The 20,548-nt window shown below is 61.5% G+C and carries 20 protein-coding genes and 1 riboswitch; of the genes, 7 read left to right on the top strand and 13 right to left on the bottom strand.

What is annotated here, in order from left to right:
* Nucleotides 1–249: 249 nt before the first annotated feature.
* Nucleotides 250–1,065, top strand: a complete 816-nt coding sequence (locus tag KBX18_RS09420; RefSeq protein ID WP_255995788.1) for a sulfite exporter TauE/SafE family protein — start codon at nt 250–252, stop codon at nt 1,063–1,065.
* Nucleotides 1,066–1,154: 89 nt separating this feature from the next.
* Here KBX18_RS09420 and KBX18_RS09415 read toward each other — a convergent pair whose 3' ends face one another.
* The 5 genes from KBX18_RS09415 to KBX18_RS09395 form a co-directional block, all read right to left on the bottom strand.
* A complete protein-coding gene (locus KBX18_RS09415) occupies nt 1,155–2,987 on the bottom strand; it encodes a metallophosphoesterase family protein (RefSeq protein ID WP_255995787.1) in 1,833 nt (610 codons plus the stop codon).
* Nucleotides 2,988–3,142: 155 nt separating this feature from the next.
* A complete protein-coding gene (locus KBX18_RS09410) occupies nt 3,143–3,787 on the bottom strand; it encodes a DUF3239 domain-containing protein (RefSeq protein ID WP_255995786.1) in 645 nt (214 codons plus the stop codon).
* Nucleotides 3,788–3,835: 48 nt separating this feature from the next.
* The gene (locus tag KBX18_RS09405; RefSeq protein WP_255995785.1) at nt 3,836–4,609 is read right to left on the bottom strand and encodes an ABC transporter permease; all 774 of its coding nucleotides are present in this window, start codon (nt 4,607–4,609) and stop codon (nt 3,836–3,838) included.
* Between the two features lie 2 nt (nt 4,610–4,611).
* A complete protein-coding gene (locus KBX18_RS09400; protein WP_255995784.1) occupies nt 4,612–5,346 on the bottom strand; it encodes an ABC transporter ATP-binding protein in 735 nt (244 codons plus the stop codon).
* 58 nt (nt 5,347–5,404) lie between these two features.
* On the bottom strand, nt 5,405–7,045 hold the full coding sequence (locus KBX18_RS09395; RefSeq protein WP_255995783.1) for a DNA repair helicase XPB: 1,641 nt from the start codon (nt 7,043–7,045) through the stop codon (nt 5,405–5,407).
* Between the two features lie 101 nt (nt 7,046–7,146).
* Between KBX18_RS09395 and KBX18_RS09390 the strand changes: the two genes are divergently transcribed.
* Together KBX18_RS09390 and KBX18_RS09385 are read left to right on the top strand one after the other, a co-directional pair.
* Nucleotides 7,147–7,398 (top strand): type II toxin-antitoxin system ParD family antitoxin, encoded by a 252-nt coding sequence (locus tag KBX18_RS09390; RefSeq protein WP_005291485.1) that lies wholly within the window; start codon nt 7,147–7,149, stop codon nt 7,396–7,398.
* Nucleotides 7,382–7,666, top strand: coding sequence for a type II toxin-antitoxin system RelE/ParE family toxin (locus KBX18_RS09385; RefSeq protein ID WP_255995794.1), 285 nt, complete (start codon nt 7,382–7,384; stop codon nt 7,664–7,666). The genes KBX18_RS09390 and KBX18_RS09385 overlap by 17 nt, the downstream gene beginning before the upstream one ends.
* 28 nt (nt 7,667–7,694) lie before the next feature.
* On the opposite strand, the gene KBX18_RS09380 is transcribed toward KBX18_RS09385, so the two are convergent.
* From KBX18_RS09380 to KBX18_RS09365, 4 genes are read right to left on the bottom strand one after another with little or no spacing between them, the layout of a single operon-like run.
* Nucleotides 7,695–8,894, bottom strand: coding sequence for an ABC transporter permease (locus KBX18_RS09380; RefSeq protein WP_255995782.1), 1,200 nt, complete (start codon nt 8,892–8,894; stop codon nt 7,695–7,697).
* Complete coding sequence (locus tag KBX18_RS09375; RefSeq protein WP_255995781.1) at nt 8,894–9,772, bottom strand: ABC transporter ATP-binding protein; 879 nt, start codon at nt 9,770–9,772, stop codon at nt 8,894–8,896. Before KBX18_RS09375 ends, KBX18_RS09380 begins: the two co-directional genes overlap by 1 nt.
* On the bottom strand, nt 9,772–10,290 hold the full coding sequence (locus KBX18_RS09370) for a hypothetical protein (protein WP_255995780.1): 519 nt from the start codon (nt 10,288–10,290) through the stop codon (nt 9,772–9,774). The genes KBX18_RS09375 and KBX18_RS09370 overlap by 1 nt, the downstream gene beginning before the upstream one ends.
* On the bottom strand, nt 10,287–10,544 hold the full coding sequence (locus KBX18_RS09365; RefSeq protein ID WP_255995779.1) for a helix-turn-helix transcriptional regulator: 258 nt from the start codon (nt 10,542–10,544) through the stop codon (nt 10,287–10,289). Before KBX18_RS09365 ends, KBX18_RS09370 begins: the two co-directional genes overlap by 4 nt.
* Before the next feature lie 86 nt (nt 10,545–10,630).
* On the opposite strand from KBX18_RS09365, the gene KBX18_RS09360 reads away from it, so the two are divergent.
* Complete coding sequence (locus KBX18_RS09360; protein ID WP_255995778.1) at nt 10,631–13,447, top strand: FAD-binding and (Fe-S)-binding domain-containing protein; 2,817 nt, start codon at nt 10,631–10,633, stop codon at nt 13,445–13,447.
* Here KBX18_RS09360 and KBX18_RS09355 read toward each other — a convergent pair.
* Nucleotides 13,444–15,507, bottom strand: coding sequence for a helicase-associated domain-containing protein (locus KBX18_RS09355; protein WP_255995777.1), 2,064 nt, complete (start codon nt 15,505–15,507; stop codon nt 13,444–13,446). The two genes, KBX18_RS09360 and KBX18_RS09355, sit on opposite strands and share 4 nt — an antisense overlap.
* Before the next feature lie 53 nt (nt 15,508–15,560).
* Between KBX18_RS09355 and KBX18_RS09350 the strand changes: the two genes are divergently transcribed.
* Nucleotides 15,561–15,761: a hypothetical protein gene (locus tag KBX18_RS09350; protein WP_255995776.1), complete on the top strand. Its 201-nt coding sequence runs from the start codon at nt 15,561–15,563 to the stop codon at nt 15,759–15,761.
* 169 nt (nt 15,762–15,930) lie between these two features.
* Nucleotides 15,931–17,343: a YeeE/YedE thiosulfate transporter family protein gene (locus tag KBX18_RS09345; protein WP_005291466.1), complete on the top strand. Its 1,413-nt coding sequence runs from the start codon at nt 15,931–15,933 to the stop codon at nt 17,341–17,343.
* A gap of 80 nt (nt 17,344–17,423) precedes the next feature.
* Here the strand turns inward: KBX18_RS09345 and KBX18_RS09340 are convergent, their stop codons facing one another.
* Entirely contained in the window at nt 17,424–18,077 is a 654-nt protein-coding gene (locus KBX18_RS09340; RefSeq protein ID WP_005291464.1) for a resuscitation-promoting factor Rpf1 domain-containing protein, read from the bottom strand.
* Between the two features lie 9 nt (nt 18,078–18,086).
* A riboswitch (cyclic di-AMP (ydaO/yuaA leader) is annotated at nt 18,087–18,288 on the bottom strand.
* Between the two features lie 432 nt (nt 18,289–18,720).
* Here KBX18_RS09340 and KBX18_RS09335 point away from each other — a divergent pair.
* Nucleotides 18,721–19,104 (top strand): cold-shock protein, encoded by a 384-nt coding sequence (locus KBX18_RS09335; RefSeq protein ID WP_005291463.1) that lies wholly within the window; start codon nt 18,721–18,723, stop codon nt 19,102–19,104.
* Nucleotides 19,105–19,122: 18 nt separating this feature from the next.
* Here KBX18_RS09335 and KBX18_RS09330 read toward each other — a convergent pair whose 3' ends face one another.
* A complete protein-coding gene (locus KBX18_RS09330) occupies nt 19,123–19,659 on the bottom strand; it encodes a DUF2771 domain-containing protein (protein ID WP_005291461.1) in 537 nt (178 codons plus the stop codon).
* 17 nt (nt 19,660–19,676) lie between these two features.
* Nucleotides 19,677–20,522 carry a glutaminyl-peptide cyclotransferase gene (locus tag KBX18_RS09325; RefSeq protein WP_255995775.1) on the bottom strand — a complete coding sequence of 282 codons (846 nt, stop codon included), beginning with the start codon at nt 20,520–20,522 and terminating at the stop codon, nt 19,677–19,679.
* Nucleotides 20,523–20,548: the final 26 nt, after the last annotated feature.

The following is a 20,548-nucleotide window of genomic DNA, read 5'->3' as shown; positions in this document are numbered from 1 at the left end:
GCTGATGGTACTGCACCCGGGAGGGTGTGGGAGAGTAAGTTACCGCCGACCAACAACAACAAAAACAACTCAATACACAAGCACCCTGGACACACACCGTGCCCAGGGTGCTTTTCGCACGCCCAAAGACGCCATAACGCCGCATCGGGATGAACCCCTCCCAACGCAATCACGCCGCTCAATTTCGCCGCATCTTCCCTGGTGACGTACGATGCAAGGGCTTGATAGTTTGCCTGCTGGGAGGTTTCCGTGGACGTTCTACCCTCGATTCTGCTGTTCTTCATGGGCATCATGGCGGGCATTATCAACTCCGCTGTGGGTTCGGGTTCGCTGCTCACGCTCCCGGTGCTTCTCGCCATGGGCGTGCCACCCGGTGTGGCGGTACGCACCAACACGATCGGCCTGATGTTCGCGTCTTTTGGTTCGGCGTGGGGCTTCCGCCACGAGACGAAGCGTGAGATGCCGTGGCTGCGTCCACTGATCATCATGACCATTATTGGTGCGGCGTCGGGCTCGTTGCTGTTATTGTTCACACCGACCCGTGCGCTCGACTTCGTTATTCCCATTCTCATCGTTGTGGCATTACTGTTGGTGGTGTTCCAGCAGCGGATCGTCGACACGCTTGCGCGTGTGGGCAAGGATTCTGAGACCCGTAATGCCGAGGTACAGGCGGAAAGCGACGAGCCTGTGGGGGAGGCGTACAAGAAGCCTGGCCTCGTCGGAGCGATGGGTCTAGCGTCCGTCTACGGCGGATTTTTCACCGCGGCTCAAGGCATTATCTACTTGGCTGTCATGGGCGTGGGCACTGGTAGGTCGTTCAAGGATGTCAACCCGGTGAAGAACTTCCTGTCCATGATCGTCAACACCGTCGCCGCGCTGGTGTACCTCATCGCCTACCTCTTCTTTGGAGCTGAGGTTCTATGGCTCGGTGTTCTCATCCTCGCGGCCGGCGGTGTCATTGGCGGACTGGTCGGCGCCCGCATTGCTAAGCGGGTCTCCAACCGCTTCCTCAAGGGTGTCATCGTTGTTGTCGCGGTCATTGCGCTCATTCGCCAGTTCATCTAGAAGCGTGAGCAGATAGCAATGCGAAAAGCCGGGCTTATGCCCGGCTTCTCTTGTCTCACGCGGCTGGGTGATCAGCCACCTGCGAGCATTTACTCCTTAGTGATGCCGTAGGAGTTGTACAGCTTGACCTCGCGGTCCTCACCGTTGTGCAGGTCACCCTCGACCTGGTAGAAGTCGATCTTGAATTCCTTCTCGGTGACGGTGTAGACGGCGAAACTCTGGATCGTCGACTGGCGGTAGTTGTCGTGCTTGTGGTCGAACTTCGGAGTCTTCTCCGGCTGCTCAGCGACATCGAAGAGATCGTTCCAGGTGTCGACGTCCTCCTCGGTCATCCAGTCGAGCTTCTCGCGGACCTTGTGAACGTGGTCAGCGCCCTTCTGGTAGATCGCGTCGTAGGTCTTGGTGCCCGAGGTGTTCGGAATGACGTAGGTGACGCCGTCCGGGTTGACGTGGTGCTCAACGCCGTCGATCTCACGCTTCTCGGTGTCCTCGACTTCGCCGTAGGAGAAGTTGTCCGGGCTGTAGGTCAGAGACTTCGTGCGGGTCAGGTTGTGGTCGTGGCCCTGGAGAACCAGGTCGACATCAAGCTCGTCAGCCATCTGGACGAACTCCTCACGGGTGACCTGGACGTCCTCGTCCTGCAGGGAGTGGTAGGACGCGGAGTAGACCGGCTTGTGGTAGGCCAGGATGATCCAGTTCGCACCGTTCTCGCGGGCCTTACGGATGTCCTCCTTCGCCCACTCCATCTGCTCGCGGCCGACTGCACCCTCGTCCGGGTTGTCGTCAGACTCCTTGTTGTCGTTGGTGTTCATCACCACGAAGTGTGCACCGGAGTAGTCGAAGGAGTAGTAGGAGCCGCCATCGATCTTGTCATTGCTGACGGGCACGTTGGTGTGCTCGTTGAAGGCGGTCTCGTGAACGCCCTCTTCCCAACGCAGGTTGTACTCATCGTGGTTACCCGGCGTGTAGGCGTGCGGCAGCTTAATGTTGGCGTCGTGGGAAGCGTTGAGGTTATCGACCCACTCATCCTCGACGGCCGCGGTCTCAACGAAGTCACCGGTGTGGAGCGCGAAGTTGGCGTCCGGAGCGACCTCCATGGCCTTCTCGAGGGTGTTGGCACCGTACGCCGCCTCGTTGTTCACGTGCTCGTTCCAGTAGGCGTTCTGGGTGTCGGTGTAGTGAATGAACTGGAAGCCTTCCTCATCCGGGTTCGAGGTGGTGAAGGTGCCAGTCTCGGAATAACCCTCGGATTCGGACCCGACCTGGAAGTAGTAGGTCTTGCCGGGCTCCAAGCCGGTGGCGGTCGCCTTGTTGGAGTGCTCCTTGACGTCGACAAGCGAAAGGTGCGCAAGCTTGGAACCGTCAGCGGTCCACTTCGTGTTCTCGCGGTCGATCTGCTCGTCGGTGAAGTAGCCCTCGACCTCTTCGGGGTTACCCTCATCGTCGACAAGCATGTCGCCTTCATCGTCGAAGGTCGCAGCGGAGTAGATGAAGTAGCCATCCTGGTCGCGCTCAGCGTACCGGTTGGTCACCTCGGTAGCCTCGGCAGGGAACTCCATGGCGTCGGACATGTTCTCCTGCTCGGAGACGAGCAGGATGGAGTCGTCGAGGTCGTCCTTGGTGTACCAGTTGAAGCCCATCTCAGTGGAGGTGTCCTCCATGAGGTTCATGGCAATACGGTCAGGCTCATTATCAACCTCAACCTCAGCGACCTCAGGCTTGTCGTCCTGCAGCTCAATCAGGTCAAGGCCATTCTTCTCGCCGTAGACCGGGTCGACTTCTTCGACATCGGTTTCGGTGGCGGTAGCGGTTTCTTCAGCTACGTTCTCGCCGTTCTCATTCTCCGCGGTGCACGCGGTGATGAACAGTGCGGAACCGGAAACGATCGCAATGGTTTTGAAATACTTGGATTTGGTGAACACGTGAAAACCTTCGGCATGTTGTTGTCGGAGTGGTCACTATCCACTGTGGGCATGCCGCCCTAACCCGAGGTTTCCCGAGCCTAAATTCAAAATGAACAATCTTGTAGGATCTTTTAACTTCCCTGAAAGGTAGGCCGTCGACTTCTTGGAAGACGCTAAAGAACGAGCAAATTGTACGGGGTCTCTTTGACCTCGCTGTACCGCTTGCGGGCCTTTTCCAGTTTCTGCCACTGTTCCTGCGGGATCGCTTCTCGCGCGTTATCGACGACCTCCGCATCCGGTGTCGCCCACGCAATCGGCATCGGTGTGACCTCTTGGAAGTGTTCCGTGTCGCGGGAGGTGCGGCGCCCGCCGACCGCCACGGCCGGCAGTTTCATGCCCTTTTTGGGGTCTTCGATTCCCGGGATCGAGGTCACGGTCCGCAGCGCGGCGGCGTACGTTGGCGGCTGATTCTCGTCGACGTTGACGTTCACCAGCGCCATGATGACGCTGTCGCGCGGGTTGACCTCAGCGATGACCGCCGGCACTAGCGGGTACCGGTCGTACAGATCCTGGGCCGAACCGACAGAACGGGGGACCAGAAAGGCCACAATCAGCATCATCAACCCGAACAGGATCAGGCCGAGTCCGCCTATCCACCGCCACGGCGATGCGGGATCCACAAGGAACCAGACGGCCAGGCCCGCGACAAGGCAGATCACGAACAGTGAAACACCGGAGATGACCGCTTTGCGGGTGTCCCGGAGCATCTCGTTGTGCTGCTTTGCGTAGGCCTCGTCGACATCGAAGTGGAACTGCATGCTCTCCACTTTAGGAGGCAGGCACGTGCTCCGACGTGATCGGACCCGTCATACGTCCCGTCGCGTGAACCGCAGTCCTCCCAGCAGCGCCAGAACCGCAGTCGTACCCACGAGAGTAGCTAGCGCGGTGGGTTGGGGCACCGACTCAGAGGCGAAGATCTCTGCTAGGAAACCTCCGCCTAGGCTGGCGTCGATAAGCGAAGAAGGAAGATAGCTCTGCGCCCCAGAGGGGGCGATGACGCGGATGATGGGCTCAATAATCTGCGTCCACAGTATGACGATCACGATCGCTATCAGTGGTTTTGTGATCAACGCACCGATTGCTCCGCCTGCGATTCCAAGGAGCGCACCGACAAGTACTACAAGTCCGAGCGTTTTGAGGGTTTCACCGGTGAAGACATCGTGCGAATAGTCGGAGCCCGCAATAATCGCGCCGACTGCGCCAGATGTCAGCAGCGCTGCAACCGCAGAGAATAAACCTGCTGAACAGGCCCCAGTTATGAGTTTGGCGGTGTACAGTCCCGAGCGGCTTGAGCTGCCGATCAGGGAATAAAGGATCGTATTATTCTGGAACTCAAGGTTGACAATGAGCATGCCGAGGATCAGGGGCAGCACGAAGCCGAACCCCATTCCTACCGTGAGCAAACCGCGCACGGTTTCCGGATCATCCAGGTTGACCGGAGATGCTTCTAGGTTCGCTCCCGCGAAAGCGAAGAACGCGCTGACGCCCACGTAAGCGAGCACCATCACCACGCCTAGCGCCCACCAAGCAGTGCTTGAGGTTGCTTTGCGCCATTCTGATTTGAGCTGCGGTGCTAACACTTTTAATCATTCCCCCTTGCGGTGACGATGCGGTAGGCTTCCTCCAAGTCGTTCACGTCCTGGCCGGTGTACTCTCGGCACAGCTCGTTGAGTCTCTCCAGATCTCCCTCATACTCGACGCGGCCGTTTTTAATGATCACCGCGTAATCAATGAACCTTTGAGCCTCATTGAGCAAGTGCGAAGAAACAACAATCGTCTTGCCTTGATCGGCGAGCGCACGCAAATGTTCGCGTAGCCACACAATGCCATCGGGATCTAATCCGTTGGCGGGTTCATCCAACACCAAGAAGTCGGGGTCCCCGAGCATGGTCATTGCCAAGGCTAGGCGCTGCTTCATTCCCATGGAATACGAACCGACGCGCTTCTTCTTCGCGTGCCCTAAGCCGACGTCGTCCAACAGCTGGTCGATGCGTGAATCAGGGCAGTCCGCTAGCGGGGCGTAGGCCTTCAGATGGTCAACGGCTTTACGGCGCTTGTCCATCGCGTTGACTTCCAGGGACGCTCCAACCTTAGTGAAGGGCATCGGGAAAGAGTTCAACGGTTCTCCGTCGAATGTGACAGAGGCGTCGGAGTTATCGGGCTGCATCAGGTTCAAAGCGACTTTGAAAGTCGTCGTCTTGCCTGCCCCATTTGGGCCAAGGAACCCGGTGATCTTCCCAGACGGCGCGGTGAATGACACTCCGTGCAAGATCTGTTCCCCAGATAACGTCTTCTTTACGTTGCTTACTTCGATCATGACCTACCTTTCAATCTCTCGGCCACGAGTCTAGGGATTTCTTCCGGAACGCATCTTCCTAGAGGTCAGCGGCATCCACAAGCCGGTAGGCGTAGCCCTGTTCCGCGAGGAATCGCTGGCGGCGCGCGGCGTACTCGGCGTCGAGAGTGTCGCGCGCGACGATGGTGTAGAACAGCGCCTCTTTGCCGTCTTCTTTCGGCCGGAGCAGCCGCCCCAGCCGCTGCGCCTCTTCTTGGCGCGATCCGAAGGTGCCGGAGACTTGAATGCCCACGGCTGCTTCCGGCAAATCGATGGAGAAGTTCGCCACCTTCGAGACCACCAGCGTGCGCAGCTCGCCACTCCGGAACGCGTCGAAGAAGGATTCGCGTTGGGTGGTCGATGTTTTGCCGTCGATAAGCGGTGCGCCTGTGCGTGCGGCGATCTCTTCGAGCTGTTCGATGAACGCCCCAATAATGAGGATCTGCTCGCCATCGTGTTGCGCAAGAAGCTTATCGACGACACCCAGCTTCCCCTCACTACACGCCGCCACCCGGTACCTTTCGCGGGTCTCGGCGGTGGCGTACACCATCTTTTCCTCGGAGCTGAGTGCCGTGCGGACCTCGACGCATTCGGCGGTGGCAATGTAGCCGGCCATCTCGAGCTCTTTCCACGGGGCGTCGTACCGCTTCGGGCCGATGAGGGAGAACACGTCGTCCTCGCGGCCGTCCTCACGCACGAGCGTGGCGGTCAGGCCGAGCCTGCGGCGCGACTGGAGATCCGCCGCCATGCGGAAGACAGGGGCGGGGAGGAGGTGGACCTCGTCGTAGATGATCAGGCCCCAGTCGCGAGAGTCGAACAGCTCCAAAGCCTTGTACTCGCCCTGTGTTTTGCGTGTGACCACCTGGTATGTGGCAATGGTGACAGGGCGGATCTCCTTGCGCTCGCCGGAATACTCGCCGATCTCCTCTGGCGTGAGCGTGGTGCGGCGCAACAGTTCATCGCGCCACTGCCGTCCAGCGACCGTGTTGGTGACTAGGATTAACGTGGTTGTCTGCGCCTGCGCCATGGATGCCGCACCGACGATCGTTTTGCCTGCTCCGCAGGGCAGCACCACGACGCCGGAGCCGCCCTCCCAGAATGACTCGGTGGCGTATTGCTGATAATCGCGCAGCTCCCAGCCGTCGTGGTTGAGCTCGATTGGGTGGGATTCGCCGTCGACGTAGCCGGCGCGGTCGTCCACAGGCCAGCCGAGCTTGGTCAACTCCTGCTTGATCCGGCCGCGTTCGGAGGGGTGGACGGGGGCGGTGGTGTCGTCGATAAGCGCGCCCACCATGGGCTGAATCTTCTTGTTGCGGGTGATCTCGGTGAGGATCGCGGCGTCGTCAGCCTCGAGGATGAGGCCGTGGGCCGGATGCTTGATCAAGCGGATGCGGCCATAACGGGCCATGGTCTCGGCGACGTCGATAAGCAATGCCTGCGGAACCGGGAAGCGAGAGAAGCGCTCGAGGACGTCCACGGCCTGCTCCGCGTCGAAACCGGCTGCGCGGGCGTTCCACAACGCCAGTGGGGTGATGCGGTAGGTGTGCACGTGCTCCGGCGCGCGCTCCAGCTCCGCGTACGGCGCAATCGCCGCACGCGCCTGCGCAGCTTCCGGATGCGCGACGTCGAGGAGGACAGTCTTGTCGGACTGAACGATGAGCGGGCCGTCACCTAAAGGCATACGGGACATTATGCCTGCCTGGTACTAGCGTAGTGCTGGCAGGGTTAGGGGTCCCCGGCGGTAGACACGGAGCGGATACCTAAAATTGGTACTATTGGTGCATGGCTAAGAACACGTCCGTAACCCTTGGGCCGCACTATGAGGAATTCATCGCTCAGATGGTGGCAAGTGGACGCTATGCAACGTCCAGTGAAGTGATCCGCGCTGGCCTCCGCATGATTGAGGACTACGAGCAGCGGCTAGAGGTCCTGCGTCGTGAGATCCAGAAGGGGGAGGAGTCTGGTCTCGCAGAGGACTTTGATTTCAATAAGTTCATAGAAAAAATGAAGCGTGGCAATGACATACCGGCTTAAGGAAGAAGCCGTTGAGGACCTGCGGGGAATCTGGTCCTATTCCGAAACTCAATGGGGGCCAGCACAGGCGGAGCGCTATTTGCGAACCTTGGAAAGGCAATTTGCCTGGATTGCCGATCAACCGACTTCGGGGAAGCTAGTGCCGGGGATTTCTGGGTACCGTCAACGGGCCGCAGGCAGTCACATGATCATCTATCGTCTCGATGATCGAGGCGTGATTGTGATTCGCGTGCTCCATCAAAAAATGGACCCGTCCCGGCACCTCTAAGGCGCACGGAACAGATCCAGATAGGAAGCTAGCCCCGCAGTGCCTCCGACCACTTGGTGGTTTGGCCGTTGTTGAGGATGGTGCGGCGGTAAATGCGCGCGGCGATCCAGACGACGACCACGGTCGCTACGGCAGCCAGGGCGAGGGAGCCCGTGAGCTGAAGTGCGGTGAAGTCGCCGGCCGCGTACGACAGTGGTGCGGCGAAGATGGATACCGGCGGGATCCAGCTGGCCACCTGCATCCAGGTGGCGTCTGTGGCCATCCAGCCGAATGCCGGAATGTAGGCGCTGACAATGATCAGCAGCAGGACGGGCATCTGTGTGGACTGGAGGTCTTCAGTGCGCTGGACCATCGCGCCGGCAGCGGCGTAGAGGCCGGCGAAGAAGAGCATGGCCAGCAGGTAGGAGACGAGCATGATGGGCAGGATGGACCATTCGATGCTGATATCTTCCAGCAGACCTGTGAACTGCAGCGCGGCGAAACCAGCGCCGAGCAAGATCGCGGTGGAGATGAAGCCGAAGACGAGGTTGCCCAGGATCTTCCCGGCCAGGAAGTCCAGCGGACGGACGGCAGCGAGGACGAGCTCGACGACGCGGGAGGACTTCTCCTCCGTCACGCGGCTGCCCACCTGCGCGGCGAAGGTGATCACCATGAACACGATGAGCATGAGCAAGATGAATGCGGTGAGCAGGCGTGCGAAGTCCTGTTCGGAAGCAGCATCGTCTTTGCCTTCGTCGATATTGGCAATGTTTACTGCTTCGACGTTGATCTCTGGGGAGGCGGACTGGAAGTCGGTGGGTGAAATGCCCAGCTGTTCCAGCGCGGCGGCTTGTGAATAGGACTCGGCGAGGGCATCCACGGTGGTCATCACGGAAGTGTCGGGAAGACCGTCGGAGATGACCTGCCAAGTGTCGTTTTCAGCGACGAGCGCGGCATCGACATCACCGTCACGCACGAGGTTCTCGGCTTCCGCGCGGTCGGCAACATCGCGGGCCTCAAGGCCGGACCCCTCGAGCGTCTGCTTATCGACGTTGACTACCGCCACCGGCGTGGCTTTGTCCTCTGGGTCCTTATCCTTCTGCCAGGACGCGAAACCGACGGCTGCGAGAATGGCCACGAGCATGATGACCAGGGTGATGATCACGGATTTCTTGCTGAACAGAATCTGGATCTCGCGCTTAGCGGCGGTGAGGACGGTGTGGAGCGGGGAATAGGTGCTCGTGGTCATTACTTCACAACCTCCTTGAACAGGTCGGTCAGGTCGGGGACGACACGGGTGAATTCATGGACATCGCCGGCGGCAAGGGCAGCGTGCAGGATGCGCTGGTCGTCGCCGGTGGAAGAGGTCTCGAGGATGACGTGGTTCGCGGCGTCGTCGATAAGCGTCGTGCCCTCCGGGAACCATCCGCGGGCCGTGGTGCCGACCTTGTAGCGGATCGGGCCGTGGGTGCGCAGCTCGTCGACTGTGCCTTCGGCGACCATGCGGCCGCGGGTGACGATGCCGACGCGGTCGCACAGGCGCTGGACGAGGTCGAGCTGGTGGGATGAGAAAACGACGGGGACACCATTGCGGGCGCGGTCGGTGAGCATGGTGCTCATGACGTCCACAGCGACGGGGTCGAGGCCGGAGAACGGCTCGTCGAGGATGAGGATGTCCGGGTCGTGGATCAAGCTTGCGGCGAGCTGGACGCGCTGCTGGTTGCCCAGCGAGAGATCGTCAAGCTTGTCGTTCACACGCTCGCCCAGGCCGAGCTCGCCTAGCAGGTCCTCGCCGCGCTTTTTCGCGGCGGCTCGGTCGACACCGTGGAGCTGAGCCAAAAAGACCAGCTGGTCGAGGACTTTCTCCTTGCCGTACAGGCCGCGCTCTTCGGGCATGTAGCCAATGCGGCGCCGCGTGGCGTCGTCAAGCGGGGTGCCGTCGAGGAGGACTTCACCGGAATCGGCCTCGAGCACGCCGAGCGCGATGCGCATTGTGGTGGACTTGCCGGCACCGTTGGAGCCGACGAAACCGTAAATCTCGCCGTCACCGACACCGAAAGTCATGCCGTCGAGCGCGGTGACGTCGCCATAGCTTTTGTGCAAGTCCTTTATCTCTAACGTGGTCATTATTCCTCCACTGGCTGGTCTTCAGGGTGATCGCGGTTGATGGTGGCAGCGAAACCGATCATCGGCAGGGTGGCCACAAACAGGTAGGTGAACACCATGTACAGGCCGGCCGTTTCGTAAGCGGCACTATTAGCAGAGTCAGCGATGAAGTTCGCATACAGGAGAAACCCAGCCCCGCCCACGAAAGTGAGCGCGGAATACGCCTTGAACGCGCGTTGACGCCATGTAGCGAAGATGTCGCGCTCGTATTCATCGAGCTGCGAATCTGGTAACCGGTCCTTGCTGTCGTTAGCCCCGCGGATATAGGTCCACGCGGCCATGGAGAGGAGCATAGCAACGATGTACGACAGCGAGAACGGCCACGAATCCAGTTCTGCGATCAGTGAGATGCCGAACAGTAGCGCCGCAACGATCAGGCCAGCGAAGTAAACCGCGATGAGAGCACGCGTCGCTTTCTGGTTGCGTACTCTTTTCGAGCCGGGAAGTGATGCTCGGTTCTGTCTTGATATGGAAGTCATCGCTGGTATAGCTCCTTCGACATAGGGGCGAATTCATTGCGCGAAAAAACCGCTTCGACCGGGAGCTCAAAGACCTCACAGATTCGGAATGCGAGGTCGAGGCTGGGGGAGTGGTCGCCGCGCTCCAAAGCGCCGATGGTCTGCGGGTTCACGTCGATGAGTTCCGCGAGTTGGTTGCGCGACATGTCGCGCTCAGTCCTCAGTACGCGAACCCGATTGAAAATCGGACTCTTCGGTTCTTTTCGTGCTGCCACACAATCAAGTGTTGTATAAACCCAACAATCTGTCAACGAATTGGAGGAAAAAAGTTTGGTGAACCCGATGGGGATAGCATGAAACTATGACTGCAACAATCACATCCCCTGCTGCGCATCTGGCCCGCGAATTAGGCTCCGATCAGACGATTTCCACCCGCCAGATCGATCGGATCAAGTACGCGCACGATGCATCGCACTTCCTGTACACCCCGCAGGTGGTCGCGGAAGCGCGCAACGCGAACGATGTCGCCGCGGCCTTCCGGGCATCGGCATCGTCCGGCACGCCAGTCGTGCTGCGTGCGGGCGGTACCTCGCTGTCCGGGCAGGCTGGGGGCGGGGGCATGCTTGTCGACGTCCGCAAGCACTTCCGCGGCGTCGAGGTCCTCGATGCCGGTAAACGTGTGCGCGTCCAACCCGGCTCGACGGTGCGGCAGGTCAACGCGCACCTCGCGCCCTACGGCCGGAAACTCGGTCCCGATCCTGCTTCCGAAGGTGCGGCCACGCTCGGCGGCGTGATTTCCAATAACTCCTCCGGTATGGCGTGCGGCACGCAGTACAACACCTACAACACGCTCGAATCCTTGACGTTCGTGCTGCCGTCCGGCACCGTCATCGACACCGCGCATGCGGATGCGGAGGCGCAGTTTGCACGGGAGGAACCGGAGCTCGCGGAAAAGCTCGAGCAATTGAAGCGTCGCGTTCGCGGCAATGCTGAATCCGTGAAGAAGATCGAGCAGCACTTCGCGCTGAAGAACACGATGGGCTACTCGCTCAACGCGTTCCTGGACTACGAGTCTCCGCTGGAGATCTTCACGCACCTGCTGGTCGCCTCGGAGGGCACCCTGGCGTTCATCGCTGAGGCGGTGCTGCGCACGGTCGAGGTGCCCAAGCTGAAAACCACCACGATCGCGGTGTACCCGACGATCGATGCGGCGACGCGCTCGTTGCCCGCGCTGTTCGATTCCAAGGCCGCGACGCTCGAGCTGATGGATTCGCGCTCCATCGCGGTCGGCCGCGGTTTTGACTCGGTGCCGGAGCAGATCACCGGCTTCGAGCTGGACCAGCACGCCGCGCTGCTCATCGAGTACCACGCGAACGAGGAAGAGCAGCTGCGCGAGTACGAGCGCGCCGGCACGAAGCTCTTGGGCGAGCTGGATCTGGCCACGCCTGCGGAATTCTCCACCGACCCGAAACAAGCTGCGAAGGCGTGGGCTTTCCGCAAGGGCCTCTACGCCCAGGTCGCGGAGGCGCGCCCGTCCGGCACGACGGCGCTGCTGGAGGACATTGCCGTGCCGGTCGAGGATCTGGCCGACACCTGCGGCGGGCTGCAGGGGCTGTTTGACGAATACTCCTACGACGACGCTGTCATCTTTGGCCATGCCAAGGACGGCAATATCCACTTCCTCATCACCGACCGGTTCGAGGGCGATGAGAACTTGGGCCGCTACGACGGGTTCAACGAGGCGATGGTGGATCTCGTGCTCGGCGCGGGAGGAAACCTCAAGGCTGAGCACGGCACCGGCCGCGTTATGGCACCGTACGTGCGCCGCCAGTACGGCGACGAACTCTACGAGGTCATGGTGGAGCTCAAGCGCGCCGTCGACCCGCGCGGGGTGATGAACCCGGGGGTGATCATCACCGATGATGACCGCGAGCACATGAAGAACTTCAAGCTCAACCCACAGGTCGAAGACGAAATCGACTCGTGCGTGGAGTGCGGCTACTGCGAGCCGGTCTGCCCGTCGCGCGATCTCACCATGACGCCGCGCCAGCGCATCGTGGTCCGCCGCGCCCGCGCCAAGGCGATTCAGGAAGGCGATACTGAGCTGGTCAAGCACATTGACGCCGAGTACCAGTACGAGGGCATCGATACCTGCGCCGTCGACTCGATGTGCGTGACCGCCTGCCCGGTGGGCATCGACACCGGAAAACTCATTAAGTCGCTACGCCGCGGCCAGGCCGGTGCCGTCGAATCCGCCGGCTGGGCCGCCGCTGCGAAGGCATGGGGCCCGGGTAATAAGCTCGCGTCCACCGCGCTTACCGGCGCGTACTACCTGCCGTCTTCCCTCGTGGAGAAGGTCACTGGCGTTGCCCGCGCACTCGTGGGTGAGGACACCGTGCCGTCGTACCGTCCGGAGCTGACAAAGGGGGGCGCATCCCGCGCCAAGGCGTTCGGCACGCACATCGGGGACCCGAACGCCGAACCCGTAGGCGTGTTCGTCCCCGCCTGCGTGAACTCCATGTTCGGCCCGCAAGGCGAGGGCATCGGTGCCTCCGCCGCATTCGCCAAACTGGTCGAGCGCGCCGGGCTGTCGCTCGTCGTGCCGGAAGGCATCGACGGCATGTGCTGCGGCACTCCGTGGGCGTCGAAAGGCATGGCCGCCGGACACGACATCATGCAGAGCCGCGTCAACGATGAGCTCATCGCCGCCACCGATGGCGGCCGCCTACCTGTCATCGTCGACGCCACCAGTTGCACACACGGCTTCCAGGACATGGCGGAGACCATCGGCATCACTGTGATCGATGCCGTCGCATTCGTGGGCGACAAGGTGGTGGACAAGCTCGACGTCACTGACAAGATCGATTCGATCACGCTGCACCCAACATGTTCGGCGGCGCACCTTTCGCTTATCGACGACCTCTCCCAGGTCGCCGCTGCCGCCGCCGAGACGGTCAACGTGCCGCCGGAGTGGAACTGCTGCGGCTACGCCGGCGACCGCGGCATGCTCCACCCGGAGTTGACCCAGGCTGCCACGAAGCGTGAGGCGGAGGAAGTCGCCGGATTCGACTCCCAATGCCACGCGTCCTCCAACCGCACCTGCGAGCTGGGCCTGACTGCCGCCACAGGCAAGGACTACGAGCACGTGCTGGAGGTGCTCGAGCGGGTGAGCCGCTAGGCCATCACGACCTTGGTGATGCGCGGCAACGCGATGCGCACCACCCTGTCAGTGGCGGCAACGTGCACGTCGACCTGCCCGGCAGACACGGACAGCGGTAGGACAGTAAGTGTCTGCCCTCGGCCGTTCTTGTCCACGTAGCCGAGCGTGACCTTGCGCTTGCCGCGCGCCGCCGCGCGGAGCACCTCGATGGTGTCGCCGGCGGGCGCTGGCGCGGGCACTGCACTGGTGCCCTTGGAACGCAGGCGCGCAATGATCTGCTCAGCCTGCTCGTCGGTGACGGTGGCCGGGCGCGGTAGGCGCGACGGGGTGGCCGGAACGAGCGCCGGCTCCGGCGCCATGTTCAGCTGTGCTCCGGTTTCGTCCTCCGCGGTGGGCTGGAGACCGGCCTTGCGCAGGGCGTGCATGAGCTTCGGCAGCGGAAGCTGCGAGACCGCGACGGTGGGCGCGAGCGGGCGGATGATTCCACTGAGCTTCACTGATGCCGTCGTGATCAGTGCAGGGTCCGCGCTGCGGAGATAGCTCATTGCGGCTCCCGCGCGGATGGAGCCGTGGGTCCGAGCGGTGTCGTCGATGAGGAATGTGATGCCCTGGGGGACCTCGCCCATGACATGGTCGTTCAGCCAGGAATGAATCTCGTCGGCGGTCAGCCCACTGTCCAGGCCGCGGCGGACGGATGCGTCGGTGATGCGCCAGACGCTGGCTACGCCAGGCGACTCGAGCTGCGCGATGTTCTCCAGGAATGCAACCATCTCCAGTTCCAGCGGGCCGGGGGCGAGCACCGTCATGTCCGCCTGTGCGATAAGCATGTCCACCGGGGCCGGTACGAGCGCGCGGGTGGCGGCGGCGATGTCCGCGTTTTCTAAGAGTGCTTTCAACGGTGTCGATGCGGCAGGCGTTGCATCCAAGGCGCCGACGAAACGGGCTTCTTCGACGGTGGTGTCGATGAATGACGGCGGAAACTGGGAGGCTGCCAGGGGAGCAAAGTAGAAGAGTCGCTGAGGATCGCCGTGGTGGTGCAGGATGGTCAGGCGTGCGCCGCGGGCGTCGGGGGAGTGCATCTCCGGCGAGAGGAGCTTTTCCTCCTTGTCCGTCCGCCACGGGGAAGCAGCCCATCCCGTGAGCAGGATCGCCCACTGGTCGGGCAACGTCGCATCCAGCCACGTCAGGGCGTCCTTCGTAGCAGCAAGTACATCGGTGTCGTCCACATTGCCGCGGCCGATCAGCCCGGCAGATTCACCGATGGTGATCAATAACGCTGGGTCGAAGCCGAGTTCTTTGCCTACGTTCGTTCGTACGCGCACGCCGACGGAGCCGTCCTTGTTCAGCGGGACGGGCTCAGCGAGTAGTAGCGTGATCAACTGGCGCAATTGGCGCACGGCGTCGAGCCCCTGCGTCGCGGCGGCGGTGTCGACGCTGTCCTGGTCGATGCCCGGGGCAGACGGTTCCGTCATGGGGAAGGTCCGTGGCGGGTGGCCGCGCAGCACATCGCGGACAGGTCGGGGGAGCCGGACGGTGCTTGAATCGACGCGAACGAGGAGGCCCTTGGCGATGAGAGCGCCGATCGGCGTCGTCGGATCCGCGTCTGGGGCGGCGGCCTTGGTGGTTCCCACGCCGCCGTTGGTGGCGAGCCTTTCCAGCACCTTGCGCTCTGGTCCGGAGATTTCCGCCATCAGGTCGTCGAAGTCGTCCGGCACAAGATCGGTCACGCGCCAGCCGGCGGGCACTGCGCTCAACACCCCCGGTGCAATGCGGAGCTCATCGTCCTTACCGAAGACCAGCGCATGCGCGCGGAGATTATCGAGTGCTCCTTCTCCCGCCTCAGCAGTGGCATCGTACGGGTCGAATTCTGCCCCGGCATCGGCGAGGCGTTCCAGGAGTGCCAGGTCGGGGGCGGTCAAGCGTCGTAAAGCTCGTGCAATCGACCCTGGAAGCGCAAGGCGAGTTGCCAGCGAAGCGATCTGCGGTGGCGCGGGGAAGAACGCGTCCGGGCGGGCGGAGATGAGCCGGCGTAGCGCGCCGTCGTCGAGTTCGGTGAGCGAACGGGTGAAGGAAGTCATTGCGGGGGTGATTTTACGTGCGTTTTCCCTTCCGGCGTGAAAGAATGATGTCCATGGCTAAAGACGTTGACAACATCACCCAGATCAACCCGGCTTGGCCCGCCCACACCCCGGGCAACGGTCACCCGGTGACGGAGATTTCCTCCAAGCTCACAGGCGCATCCAGTCCCTACGGCGACGACCTGATCCTGCCCCGCCCGTGGGAGGAGACCGGGTACGTTCACCCGACGACGCGCATCAACATCGCGCAGTAGTCGCTGCCGACGTAGATCCGCACCGTGCAAAAACGCATGGTGCGGATCTTTTTCGCACGTGTGACTATACCGCTTGGTCTAGTTGAATGGGTAGAATTCTAGACAGATTGGTGCAGAACGGCTATTCTTTCACAGGTCAGTACTAGTTCCCTTTTATCGGGAGGTTTTCATGCTTGTGTCCGGATTAGCGGTGGGAGTTGCGCTCGGCGCTGTTATGCAGAGGGGTAGATTCTGCGTGACGGGCATGATGCGCGACGTGTTCCTACAGAAGAAGGGCCGTGGTCTAGTCGCCCTTTTCATCGTCATCGCTGTGCATGCGGTCGGCTTGGCGGCTCTGACATCCTTGGGCGTCATCGCGCCGGAGTACCGCACCTTCGCCCCGCTCGCCGTGATCGTGGGCGGCCTCATCTTCGGCCTATCCATTGTTCTTGCAGGCGGGTGTGCGTCGGGTACGTGGTACCGCTCGGCTGAGGGGCTCGTTGGCTCCTGGTTCGCGTTGGTGTTCTACGGTCTGTCCGCTGCCGCAATGAAGAACGGCGCGTTGTCGGGATTCAACGACTGGATGAAGCAATGGGATACCGGCTGGACCACTCTGCCAGAAACGTTCGGTGTGTCCGCTTGGTGGTTTGCCATCCCACTGGCGCTGGCCACCGCGTATGCCGCTCACTTTTACCTTGAGCAGGATGCCGCTGCCCCGAAGGTGACCCTCGACGCACCGTGGTACCGCAAGGCGTTGCACCCGTACGTTGCTGGAGCCATCATTGGCGTACTCGGTGTTGTCGCGTGGCCGCTGTCAGCCGCGACTGGGCGTAATGACGGCCTGGGGATCACCACCCCCACTTCCCATGTGACCTCCTACATTGTCACTGGCGAAGCGGAGTATGTTAACTGGGGCACCCTGCTGGTGCTCGGCCTTTTCGTCGGAGCGTTCATTGCGGCGAAGGCCTCCGGCGAATTCCGAGTTCGGGTTCCGGACGCAGTCACGAGCGTGCGCGCCATCGTCGGGGGAATCGGCATGGGTGTCGGTGCCTCTCTGGCCGGCGGCTGCACCGTGGGCAACGGCATGGTTCAAACGTCCCTGTTTAGCTACCAGGGCTGGGTCGCACTCATCTTCATTGCGGCTGGTGTCTATATCGGTGCGAAGATCTGGCTAAAGCCCAGCAAGGCGGGAGTGTCCCCCGAGGACGCTGGAGACCTGTACACCACCGATGAGTCTGTCCGTTCCAGTCACGATGCTGTTCACGACAGTCAAGAGGCCACCCCGGCTTTCAGCTTCCCGGTCGCTAACGGCGCATTGGCAGTGCAGACCAAGCCGAAGCAGGCCTGTAAGGCCCTCCCACTTGGCGGCGGTCGCTACAAACTGGACACTCTCGGCGCTGTGTGCCCATTCCCGCTCATCGAAGCGAAGGATGCGATCGCTGAGCTGGACAGCGGTGAGGCATTGGTGATCGATTTCGATTGCACGCAGGCTACAGAATCAATTCCCCAGTGGGCAGCCGACAACGGCCATTCCGTGAAGGACTTTGTGCAGAACCAGAATGCTGGCTGGCAGATCACAGTCGTTAAGGATGGCGCTTCCTAGGCTGAGTGCCGTCGCACAAAGGGCTTGATTCCGATCTCGTCGGAATCAAGCCCTTTGTGCTTGCTGTTTAGCTAGCGGCCTTAACGCGGCAGCCTAGCGTTGACGGCAGCGATGAAAGCCTGTGCATCGCCAGACAGGAGAGCGTCGATCAAGTCCTTGTTGGCCTGGTAGAACGCGTTGTAGTCGTTGCGGTTGGCCTTGTATGTTGCCTCAACCTGCGGCGGGACATTCAGGCCGCGGTTGTTCAGCTCGCGGGTGAGGGACTTGTAGAGCTTGTCCACCTCGAGCTCGTTGTTCTTCTTCGGCTGCGGAGCTGCGGCTGGCTTCGGTGCCGGAGCCGGCTTCGCTGCCGGTGCGGTGCGCGGGGTCGGGGCGGAGTTCAGGCCCAGCTTGCGGGAGCATGCCGGCCATGCGCCCCAGCCCTGGCTTGCGAGGGTGCGCTCCGCGACAGCAATCTGCTGCTCGCGGGTTGCCTGGTGTGCGTACGGTGCGAACTCGCCGCCGCCGTATGCGCGCCAGGTGGAAGCGGAGAACTGCAGACCGCCGTAGTAGCCGTTACCGGTGTTGATGTGCCAGTTGCCGCCAGCCTCGCACTGAGCCAGGCGGTCCCAGTCGGAGTCCGGAGCTGCGGACGCGGTCGGCGCGACAAGTGCGGTGGTGGCGATGGCTGCGGTAGCGCCAGCCAGTGCCTTAGCGGACACGGCCTTGGAGTTCTGCTTGCGGTGACGTCCCATGGGGGTGTGTTTTCCTCTCTTGTTCTACGTCTGCGGGGTGAGCTGTCGGGTTCAGGCTGAGGGGGTTCAAGCGCCTGGCCGCGGTGCGCGGCTTCACCCCTAGCGGTCTCGAATATGAGGGTCCGCGTTGCGCCGGAAAATATTCCCGCGCGGGTGGGTCCCCCGCTTCTGTCCTGTTGAGTTATATCGGGCATTGAGCCGGACAAAATTGAACGTGGCTCGTAGCTTGAATTGCACGCCCGTCTGTGGGCATGAGCGTAACTCTAGCGGTTTATAACGATTCAGTCACGTTCCGGAAGCAAGTTGTTGTCAGTGTGACTGATGTGACTCAACTTGCGCACGTTTTGCCGGCGCTGCCTGCGTGAACATAGTAAATGTGACCTATCTAACATCAAGCTGAGTTGGCGTGTTAGCCGGGGCGGTGGGTTCGTCGTAAAGCATGAGTAAACGCGCATTTTCGTGCCGTCGGAAGCGGCTCCGTAAAGGCCCAGTTCGCGTGTGGCTGATGAGGTGTCAGTTACTTGACGTGTGGACGGCACGAAAGTGGGTTTGTCGCGCAGGGAATGTTTTGCCCTGCCGGTGGGTTGTTCTAGGCCAGTAACTAAGATGGATAGCCCTAGTGATTAACGGTGGTGAATGACTAATGCCAGTAGGAAAAGTGAAGTGGTTCGACGCGGAGAAGGGCTTCGGCTTCGTCTCCAACCCGGGGGACGAGGATGTCTACGTGGGCAAGAACGTGCTGCCCGACGGCGTTGAGGACCTGCACCCCGGTCAGCGCATTGAGTTCGATTTCGCAGCCGGTCGCCGTGGGCCGCAAGCACTGCGCGTGAAGCTTCTCGACGCTCCCCGCCGCCGCGCCGTCAACCGCCGCAAGCCCGAGGAACTTGCCAGCATGCTTGCGGATGTCATGTCGATGCTGGAAACCCAAGTTCAACCCGCCCTGGACGCTGGCCGCTACCCGGAGCGCAAGGAAGCCCGCCAGATCGCCGAGATCCTGCGCGCGGTGGCCAAGGAGCTCGACGCCTAGCCAGCCCCGCTATGAGGCTTATGACGCTTCGGTGGAGAAGGCCCAGGTGACCATGACCGGGGTTTCTTCCCCTTGCGCATCGGCGCCGACCATGAGGGCGGAAATTTCGATCACCACGAGATTCGCATCCTCGGAGACGACGGGGACATCGACCTCGTCTGCCTCCCCAGGGGTGAAGGTGCGCTCAGTGTTAGCGGCGGGGTCGTCGTAAATGCTCAACAGGGACCACTGCAGTTGGGCCACGTCGTTCGGCACGCTGACGCGGACGTTTTCGGTGCCGGGCTCGACGGGGAGCAGCGCGACATCGCCCTCCGGGCACTCCTGACCGAACTCACAAATGGAGAAGGGCATCGTCGACACCTCGTCACCGGATTCGCCGGCGCTGGCCGTGACTTCGATCTCCTGTGGTGGGGTGCCGGGACGGTTGTTCTGCCAATCCATGTAAAAGTACAGCCCGGCCACAATAGCGACGATGACCACGGCAATGACCGCCAGCATGACGACGGACCGCTGGTTACGTGCAGTGCGTGTTGTGCGAGATTTCGTGCTGCCCATGCCTTTAACTCTACGGTCTACTGCGGGACGAACTTCACGCGGTACAGGTCGGGCCAGCGTTTGCCGGACAGGAGAAACTCCTGGCCGGCGCCAGACGTGTTGGGGAGGTAGGCGATCCCGTTGAGGACGTGGTTGGGGTCGGGGGTGGCGTTGTTTTGCAGAGAAGAGGCGTCGATAAGCGCTTCGACAGTACCCGTGTCCGCATTGATGCGCACGATGTCGGTCGTCAGGAAGATATTGGCGTAGATGTCGTCGCCGACGCATTCGAGCTCGTTGAGTCCATCGACAGGTTGCCCATCCATGGTCACGGTGAAACGTTCACGTTCGGCGAAGGTGTCAGGGTCGATGCGGCGCAGCTGGTCACTGCCGTCGCTGAACATGACCTCCCCGCCGTCGTCGCGGTGGCAGATGCCCCAGCCATCGCCGTCGTAGTTCACCCGGTCGATCTCATCGAGCGTGTCCGCATCGCGCTTGATGGCAACCCCGTTTTGCCAGGTGAGCTGCCAAAGATGATCGTTGACACGCGTAATGCCCTCTCCGAAAAACTCACGGTCCACGTCCTGGCTGGCCAGTTCCTCTCCTTCGATGGTGGAGCGGTAGATGCGGGACTCACCCTCCTGGCCGGTAGCCACGTAGAGCGTGCCGTCGGGAGCGACTTCAAGTCCCTGGGTGAAACTGCTTTCATCGAAGTCGTAGCGCTGGAGAACTTCAGCGCTGAGCTGCTCGATGTCCCCCGAGTCCTGCTGTGAACCAGAGTCCTCCGAGCTCGACGGGGCGCACGCGGTGAGGGCGGCAATGCTCACTGCTGCCACCGCAGACACAGTGACCTGGGGGAGTCGGACACGAATCGGAGAGTGGACCATACGGTCTATCTTGCAACACGGTACGC

Origin of the sequence: Corynebacterium sp. CCUG 69979, from assembly GCF_024454095.1 — a bacterium.
Classification (GTDB): Bacteria; Actinomycetota; Actinomycetes; order Mycobacteriales; family Mycobacteriaceae; genus Corynebacterium; species Corynebacterium genitalium.
This window is presented reverse-complemented; position numbering and strand designations above follow the sequence as displayed.